The 7583-nt window shown below is 73.2% G+C and carries 7 protein-coding genes and 1 rRNA gene; all 8 read right to left on the bottom strand.

The features are described from left to right. Position 1: 1 nt before the first annotated feature. A complete protein-coding gene (locus IE329_RS07875; protein ID WP_190210081.1) occupies positions 2-361 on the bottom strand; it encodes a 4Fe-4S dicluster domain-containing protein in 360 nt (119 codons plus the stop codon). Next, complete coding sequence (locus IE329_RS07880; RefSeq protein WP_190210082.1) at positions 358-1959, bottom strand: FAD-dependent oxidoreductase; 1602 nt, start codon at positions 1957-1959, stop codon at positions 358-360. Before IE329_RS07880 ends, IE329_RS07875 begins: the two co-directional genes overlap by 4 nt. A 10-nt stretch (positions 1960-1969) precedes the next feature. Further along, positions 1970-2959, bottom strand: a complete 990-nt coding sequence (locus IE329_RS07885; RefSeq protein ID WP_229927245.1) for an ABC transporter permease — start codon at positions 2957-2959, stop codon at positions 1970-1972. After that, positions 2956-3780 (bottom strand): ABC transporter ATP-binding protein, encoded by an 825-nt coding sequence (locus IE329_RS07890; protein ID WP_190210083.1) that lies wholly within the window; start codon positions 3778-3780, stop codon positions 2956-2958. Before IE329_RS07890 ends, IE329_RS07885 begins: the two co-directional genes overlap by 4 nt. A gap of 7 nt (positions 3781-3787) precedes the next feature. Continuing rightward, on the bottom strand, positions 3788-4846 hold the full coding sequence (locus IE329_RS07895; RefSeq protein WP_190210084.1) for an ABC transporter substrate-binding protein: 1059 nt from the start codon (positions 4844-4846) through the stop codon (positions 3788-3790). 417 nt (positions 4847-5263) lie between these two features. Next, complete coding sequence (locus tag IE329_RS07900; RefSeq protein ID WP_190210085.1) at positions 5264-6394, bottom strand: type 1 periplasmic-binding domain-containing protein; 1131 nt, start codon at positions 6392-6394, stop codon at positions 5264-5266. Further along, entirely contained in the window at positions 6387-7316 is a 930-nt protein-coding gene (locus tag IE329_RS41800; protein ID WP_308438350.1) for a SigE family RNA polymerase sigma factor, read from the bottom strand. Before IE329_RS41800 ends, IE329_RS07900 begins: the two co-directional genes overlap by 8 nt. Positions 7317-7323: 7 nt before the next feature. Further along, positions 7324-7440: ribosomal RNA gene (gene rrf, locus IE329_RS07910) — 5S ribosomal RNA — on the bottom strand. Between the last annotated feature and the right edge of the window lie 143 nt (positions 7441-7583).

A 7583-nucleotide genomic window follows, 5' to 3' on the forward strand; every position in this document is an offset into this window, starting at 1 on the left:
TTCAGGAGGTGATGGGGGTGGCCTGGGCGGCCGGCCCGAGGGCCGGGCCGATCGCGCGCAGCGCGCCCGGGGTCCGGCCCCGGCCCCAGCCGATCTGTGCGCGGTAGCTGCCGAGCAGCCCCGCGTCGGCCAGCCGCCGCTCGTCGCGGACGGCCGGGTCCTGCGGCTGCGGGTGGGTGTAGGGGGCGACGAACAGCGCGTCCGCCGGGCAGTTGGCCTCGCACTGGAAGCAGGTCTGGCAGTCGTCCTGCCGGGCGATCACCGGGACGCCGTCCGCACCCCGCTCGAAGACGTCGGTCGGGCAGACCCTGATGCACCGGTCGCAGGCGACGCAGCGCTCCGCGGAGACGAGTTCGATCACGCGGCGGCCTCCGTGGCGGTGCGGGCGAGCGGGCGGGTCCAGACCTCGTCCAGTCCGCCGGAGGCGATCCGGTGGTGCTGCGCCGGATCCTGGCCGGGGTGGTCGAGCCGGCGGGCCATCCCCCGGGACTCGGTCCGGGCGAGCGCCGAGCGGTACATCCAGCGGGCGTTGGCGGTGAGTGCCGCCGCCTGCCGGGCCCGGACGGCGTCCGTGCCGGTGGCCCGCAGCCCGGCCCGCAGCCGCGCCCAGGTGTCGTCGAGCACGCTCAGCGCCCCGGTGAGGCCGTCCCCGTGCCGCAGGTAGTTCTTGTCGTACGGGAGCACCTGGCGCTGGACGGCCGCGACGATCTCGCGGGCGTCCCCGCCGGGCCTGCCGCCGGGCGCCGCGGTGGGACGCAGCCCGGCCCGGCCGGCCGGGGCGAGCACCCGGCGATGGGCGCCGGGCCCGAGCGCGCGGGCGTACCCGGCGGCGCCCCGCCCGGCCCAGGTGCCCGAGGACATCGCCCAGGCCGCGTTGTGGCTGCCGCCGCCGGTGAAGCCCCCGCAGATCTCCTCCCGGGTGGCGGCGTCCCCCGCCGCGTACAGGCCGGGGACGGTGGTGCGGCAGTCGTCGCCCGCGATCCGGATGCCACCGGTGCCCCGCACGGTGCCCTCGGCGAGCAGGGTGACGGCGAAGCGGTCGGTGAACGGGTCGATGCCGAGCCGGTCGAAGGTCAGGAAGAAGTTCGGCTGGGCCAGGCGCATCGCGCGGCGGGCCGCCTCGTCGGCGCGGTCCAGCCGGCAGTACACCTTCTCCCCCGCCAGCAGCGAGCGGGCGATCACCGAGCGGCCGCCCTGGCTCGCCGCGCCCTCCAGCGCGGCGCCGTCCCCGGTGCTGAAGCTGGCGTAGGAGTAGAAGGCGGTCTTGGTGACCGAGGTGTGCTCCGGCGCGATGCCGTAGGCGTTGGAGAACTCCATCCCGGAGAGTTCGGCGCCCACCTCGGCCGCGTACAGGGCGCCGTCGCCGGTGTTGGTGTTCGTGCCGAGCGCCTTGCTGAGGAAGGCGCAGCCACCGGTGGCGAGCACCACGGCGCCCGCCCGCACCAGGAACGGGTGCCCGGCCTGCCGGCGCTGGCCTGCCGCACCGGCGACCGATCCGTCGGCGGCGGTGAGCAGTTCGGTGACGGGACTGTGGTCGAGGATGCGGACACCCGCGCGCCGCACCCGGATCCGCATCCGGCGCATGTACTCCGGGCCTTGCAGACCGGTCCGCAGCTGCCGGCCGTCCGGTCCGGTCGGAAAGGGGTAACTCCTGCTCTCCGCCAACTCGTTCATGTTGACGTAGGTCTGGTCGAGGACCCGGGCCATCCAGCGCCGGTCGGCCAGGTGACCGCCGAGCGCCTCCCGGCTCGCCATCGCCGCCTCGCGGAGCGCCGGCTCCGGGTCCACGTACCAGACCCCGGTGCCGCCGGCCGCCGTCGAGCCGCTGGTCCCGCAGTACCCCTTGTCGGCCAGGACGACGTCCGCACCGGCGCGTGCCGCGTCCAGCGCCGCCCAGGTGGCCGCCGGGCCGCCGCCGACCACCAGGACGTCGGCCGCGAACTCCTGCTGTGCACTCACGTCACACCTCTCAACTGCCCAGCGGGGCGCGCCAGGCGGTGAACCGGCGCTCCAGCGCGACCAACAGCTGGTTGAAGACCAGCCCGATGACGGAGATCGTCACGATGCCCGCGTACATCTGCGGGATCGCGAAGTTGTACTGCGACGCGTTGATCAGGTAGCCCAGCCCGGCCTTGGCCCCCACCATCTCGGCGGCCACCAGCACCAGGATCGACACCGCCCCGGCGAGCCGGACACCGGTGAAGATCACCGGCACCGAGGCGGGCAGGATCACCTTCTGGAACAACCGGGGCGCGGAGAGGTCCAGCGAGCGGGCGAGCCGGATCAGCGTCGGGTCCACGCTGCGCACCGCGCTGATGGTGTTGAGCAGGATCGGCCAGAGGCAGGCGTACAGCACGATCGAGATCTTGGACGTCTCGCCGATGCCGAGGATCAGTACGAAGACCGGGAGCAGGGCGAGCGCCGCCGTGTTGCGGAACAGCTCCAGCAGCGGGCTCAGCAGGTCGGCCACCGGCCGGTACCAGCCGATCAACAGGCCGAGCGGCACGCCGATCGCCACCGCCAGGCCGAAGCCGCTCAGCGAACGGGTCAGGCTGGCCAGGGTGTTGTCGGCCAGCTGGCCGTTCTGCAGCAGCCCGTACCAGGCGTCCAGCACCTCGCTGAACGGCGGGAGGAAGGTCGGGTCCACCAGCTCGAAGCGCGGGGCGAGCTCCCAGAGCAGCAGCAGCGCGAGGATCGCCACGGACTTCGTGGCGGCGCTCAGCAGCAGACGGGCCGACCTCCGCAGCGGTCCCGGGCTCCGGGCCGGCGCCGGTGACCCGTTGGTGCCCGGGGCCCGGTCCACCGGCCCGGCGGGCGAAACCGGGGAGGACGCCGGGGCCGCCCCCGGGGCCGGCTCGGTGCCGGTGGTCCGGGCGGGGGCCGGCTCCGCCGCCGGCCGGGGTTCTGCGACGGCCGTCCGCGCGGCAACCGCGGGGCGCGGGTTCAGGTCGGTGCTCATACGTGGCTGACCTCTCTCTCCAACTGCTGTGCGCGGCTGACCTCGTCGTGCAGCAGGCTCCAGATCTGGTGGCGGTAGCGGGCGAACTCCGGGCTGGAGCGCAGGTCCTGGCCGGTCGCGCGCTCGCCCAGGTCGATCGGGACGACCTCCTTCACCCGGCCCGGACGCGAGGTCAGCACCGCGACGCGGCCGCCCAGGTAGACCGCCTCCTCGATGCCGTGGGTGATGAACACGACGGTCTTGCCAGTCCGTTGCCAGATCCGCAGCAGTTCGTCCTGCAGCGACTCGCGGGTCTGCGCGTCGAGCGCCGCGAACGGCTCGTCCATCAGCAGGACGGCCGGGTCGTACGCGAGGCTGCGGGCGATCGCGACCCGCTGCTTCATCCCGCCGGAGAGTTCGTGCGGGTGGCGGTCCTCGAAGCCGGTGAGACCGACCAGGTCGAGGTACTCCCGTGCTCTGGCCGCCCGCCGGCGCCTCGGCACGCCGGTGGCCTCCAGGCCGAACTCCACGTTGCCCTGGGCCGTCCGCCACGGCAGCAGCGCGTACTGCTGGAAGACGATGCTGCGGTCGACCCCCGGGCCGGTCACCGGCCGGCCGTCGAGCAGGATCTCGCCGGAGGTCGGCGCCGTCAGGCCGCCGAGGAGATCCAGCAGGGTGGACTTGCCGCACCCGCTCGGGCCGACCACCGTCAGGAACTCGCCCTTGGCGACGTCGAGTCCGACCGAGTCGAGGGCGGTGAACCCGGCGGGCCTGCGGTCCCCGGCCCGCCCCCGGACGGGGAAGGTCTTGGTGACCTGACGAAAGCTGATGTGCGCGGTCATCGTCGGCTCAACTCCTGGCGGCGGTGGGCGAGGCGGCCGAGTAGCCGTTGAACTGGTTGGTGTAGAGATCGGCCGCCTTGACCTGACCTGGCTTGATGTTACCGTGGGCGGTCAGCCAGTCGATCCAGAGCTGGAAGGTCTGGTCCGTGATCCGGCCGCCGGGTTCGGCGACGCCGAAGGACTTCCAGTACTGCAGCGCCGCGACGTCCTCGTTCCGGCCGCGCCGCCTGATGATGTCCGTACTGCGGGCGATCACCTCCTCGCGCGGCGTCGCCCTGGCCCACTCGATCGCCTTGGCGACGCCCGTCACGAACACCTTCGAGGTGTTCGGGTTCTGCTTGAGGAACTTGTTGGTCAGTACGTACGTGCCGGCGCTGAAGGCGCCCAGCAGGTCGAAGTCGCTGAACAACGGCCTGATCCCACCCGCCGCCAGCGCCTTGTCGCGCAGGACGCCACCCAGCGAGGCGACCTCGATCTGCTTCTGCCGCAACGACTGCTCGGTGTTGACCGGTGGCACGACGATCCGCTCGACCCGGCCCAACTCCGGTGCGGCGAAGCCGTTCCTCTGCAGGTAGGTGTCGAGCACCGCCTCGACGTGGGCGCCGAGCGTGTTCATCCCGACCTTCTTGCCGACCAGGTCCCGCGCGGAGCGGATCGGGCTGTCCTCCAGCACGTAGTAGCCGTTGTAGGAGGCGGCGTCGACGCCGTAGTAGCTGATCGCCGCCTTCACCGGCGCCCCGGCCGCGATCAGCTTCACGACGGCGCCGTTGAACGCCCCGCCGAAGTCGGTCTGCCCGGTCGCCGCCGACTGGATGTCCTGCGGGCCGCTGATCGTGTTGCCCACCCACTCCAGCTTCACGTCTTCGAAGTAGCCGAGGTCCTCGGCGAGTTCGGGCAAGGTCACCTGCCCCACCCAGCCCTGGTAGCGGAGCTTCTTCGTCTCGGCCCCGCCACCGTCCGCCGCGGTCGCCCGGCCGCAGGCGGCGGCCGCCGCCGCGACCGCGGCCAGCGCGAGGAACTGGCGTCGGGAGGTGGGCCGGGAAGCAGGCCATGGGGTCACGGGCATGGGAGGTCCTTTGCGGGGTCGGCAGGGTACGCCGACGGGGACGGGCAGCAGGCTGCCCGTCACGCGGCGAGGCCGGGGTGAACGGCCGGTGGTGGACGGAGCACCCGGCGGAGCAGGGCCGGGGCGGGGCCAGGAGGACGGCACGGCCGGGTACGGCGACAGCCCGGAACGGTGACTGTGCCGGTGGGGCGGCCGTGCCGGTTCAGGCCGACAGGTGAGAGTGGCGCGTCAGCGCGAAGGAGCGCCGGTCAGTGGCAGACAGCACAGATGGCGCTCGCGTGACGTCGCAGATCGACGTGCAGGCGGCCCACAAGGCGCTCGGATTGGCTCACGTCCGACAGCCTGGCAGCTGCCTCGGACCGGGTCAACGAATGTTCATGCACCGGAAGAAACCTGCCTCGGGCGCCGCGGAGGGTGCTACGCGCCCTGGCAGTGCGCCGCGTCGGTGCCGCCGGTGGCGGTGCCCGTCGCGGTACCGGTGGTGGCTGCCGCGGTGGGCTCGACGGTGGCGGCGGCCGGCTCCGGAGAGGCCGGACCCGCGGGTGAGCCCGCGAGCCCGCCCGCCGTCGCAACGGGCGGCGTACCGGGCGACGAGCCGTCCCCGGCGGCAGCGGCTGCCGCCAACCGGACCCGGAGCGAGTCCGCGGCGGTGAAGAACTCCGGCCGCACCAGGCTCTCCCGCTGCGACTTCGGGCCGCCCGGGAGCGCCGTCGTCGCATCGGCGAGGCGGTGCACGGCCAACGCCACCAGCCGGGTACCGGCCTGCTGGACCGTGATCTCCTCGATCTCGACCGGCCCCTGGGCACGCTTCCACGTCTGGACGGCGATCACGTCGGTCGAGCAGAACAGGGCGGTCACCCCCGCGGATCCGCACTCCATCGAGGCTCGCAGGCGTTCGGCCGCCCGGCCGGCCTCCACCGCCGTGGGGAACGCCAGCACGTACTCGGCGGCGGCGGCCCCGTAACCGCCGAAGTCCGAGTAGGAGCGCCCCGACAGGCTGGTGGCTCCGACCGAACCCGCCACCCGCCCCAGGCAGGTGGCCGCCCGGCCGGCGTCGTCCGCCTGGGCCGACGGGCTCCCGGAGGGCGTACTCGTCGCGCCGACGGCCGGGCCGTCCCCGGCGGCCACGCCGTCCACCGTGCTCTCGTCCTTCAGCAGCCAGGGGCCGTAGGCGCCCTCGGCGACCGGCAGGTCCTCGGTGGGCAGGAGCAGATCGAAGTCGGTACGGCTCTCCTGACCGGGCATCGGTATCTCGGCAGCGATCCGCCGGTCGGCCGCCGAGGCCCCGGCGCTCCCTTCGGGCGGCACCGGCAGGAGCCCCCGGACGCCCCACAGCGCGAGTGCGGCAACCGCGCAGCCCACGCCCAGCACGGCCCGGCGACGCTGCCGGCGGCGTGCGGCCGCTCGGCGGACCCACTGGGCCGTGACCGGTGGCTGCACCGTCGTCGTCACCTCGCTGCGCAGGGTGTCGAAGAGCTGCTCCAGCCGGGCGTTGCCGATCCCGGACGGTTCGGACCGGCCCATCCTTCTCAGTGATCTGTCACGCATGGGTGGTCAGCTCCGCCGCGTCCACCGGCCGCTCCGCCTCTGCCAGGACGCCCGGCCGGTCCAGGTCCGCAGCGGCCCGGCCGTCCGGCACCGGGGCCGGCTCCGCCACCCGGACGGCCTGGGCCGGCACCCGCCTCGCCCCAGCCACCGACTGACCCGACTGCCCTGCCTGCCCTGGCTGCCCTGGCTGCCCCGATTGCACCGGGTTCTCCGGCACCGGGCGGAACGCGTCACGCCCCGCCTCCCGTACGGGGTGACCCGCCTCGGCCGGCTCCTCGCCGAGCAGCAGGGCGAGGGCCTGCCGGCCCCGGTGCAGACGCGCCTTCACCGTGCCCACCGGAACGCCGGCCTCAGCGGCAATCTCGGCCACCGACCTGCCGCCCATGTGATGCAGGACCAGCGCCGACCGCTGGGCCTCCGGCAACTTCCGCAGTGCTTCCACCAGAGCCACCGTGTCCGGCCCCGGGCCGGCGATCGGCCCGACCGGCCCGTGCCGGATCCAGCTCCGTACCGCCGTCCGCGCCCGTCGCCAGCGGCTGATCGCCACCCGCTGCCCGGTCAGCCGGACCCAGGCCACCGGATTGTCATGGGTACTGACCTGGTGCCAGCGGTCCCAGGCCCGGACGAAGGCCTCCTGGGCCGCGTCCTGCGCCTCCCCCAGATCACCGGTCATGGCGTACAGGTGGGCGACGAGCTGACCGTACGAGGCCTCGTAGAAGGAATTGAAATCCTCGGAACCGCCGGAACCGCCCATATCCCCCACCTTCCTGCCCACCCCGCGAAGTGGCCCGTACGAACTGGACTGGACCAACCGGTGATCCGCCCATCCTGCCTGCCCGATCACCCCCGGGCAACCAGGCCAAACCGTACCGGTCCGGAAACGCAGAAAAGCCCCGCCGGTTACCCGGCAGGGCTTCTCCACAATGATTGTTCGGCGGCGTCCTACTCTCCCACAGGGTCCCCCCTGCAGTACCATCGGCGCTGTAAGGCTTAGCTTCCGGGTTCGGAATGTAACCGGGCGTTTCCCTCACGCTATGACCACCGAAACACTATGAAACTGTCACCGCACCGCAGGTCCCGTGGCCCGGGACATGCGGGGTCGTTGTTTCAGAACAACACAGTGGACGCGAGCAACTGAGGACAAGCCCTCGGCCTATTAGTACCGGTCAGCTCCACCCCTTACAGGGCT

Origin of the sequence: Kitasatospora indigofera (assembly GCF_014655955.1) — a bacterium.
GTDB lineage: Bacteria > Actinomycetota > Actinomycetes > Streptomycetales > Streptomycetaceae > Kitasatospora > Kitasatospora indigofera.

Bases quoted from the DNA above. Each gene is read 5' to 3' on its own strand.
- IE329_RS07885 (WP_229927245.1), bottom strand. From the start codon at position 2,959: ATGAGCACCGACCTGAACCCGCGCCCCGCGGTTGCCGCGCGGACGGCC.
- IE329_RS07895 (WP_190210084.1), bottom strand. From the start codon at position 4,846: ATGCCCGTGACCCCATGGCCTGCTTCCCGGCCCACCTCCCGACGCCAG.
- IE329_RS07900 (WP_190210085.1), bottom strand. From the start codon at position 6,394: ATGCGTGACAGATCACTGAGAAGGATGGGCCGGTCCGAACCGTCCGGG.
- IE329_RS07890 (WP_190210083.1), bottom strand. From the start codon at position 3,780: ATGACCGCGCACATCAGCTTTCGTCAGGTCACCAAGACCTTCCCCGTC.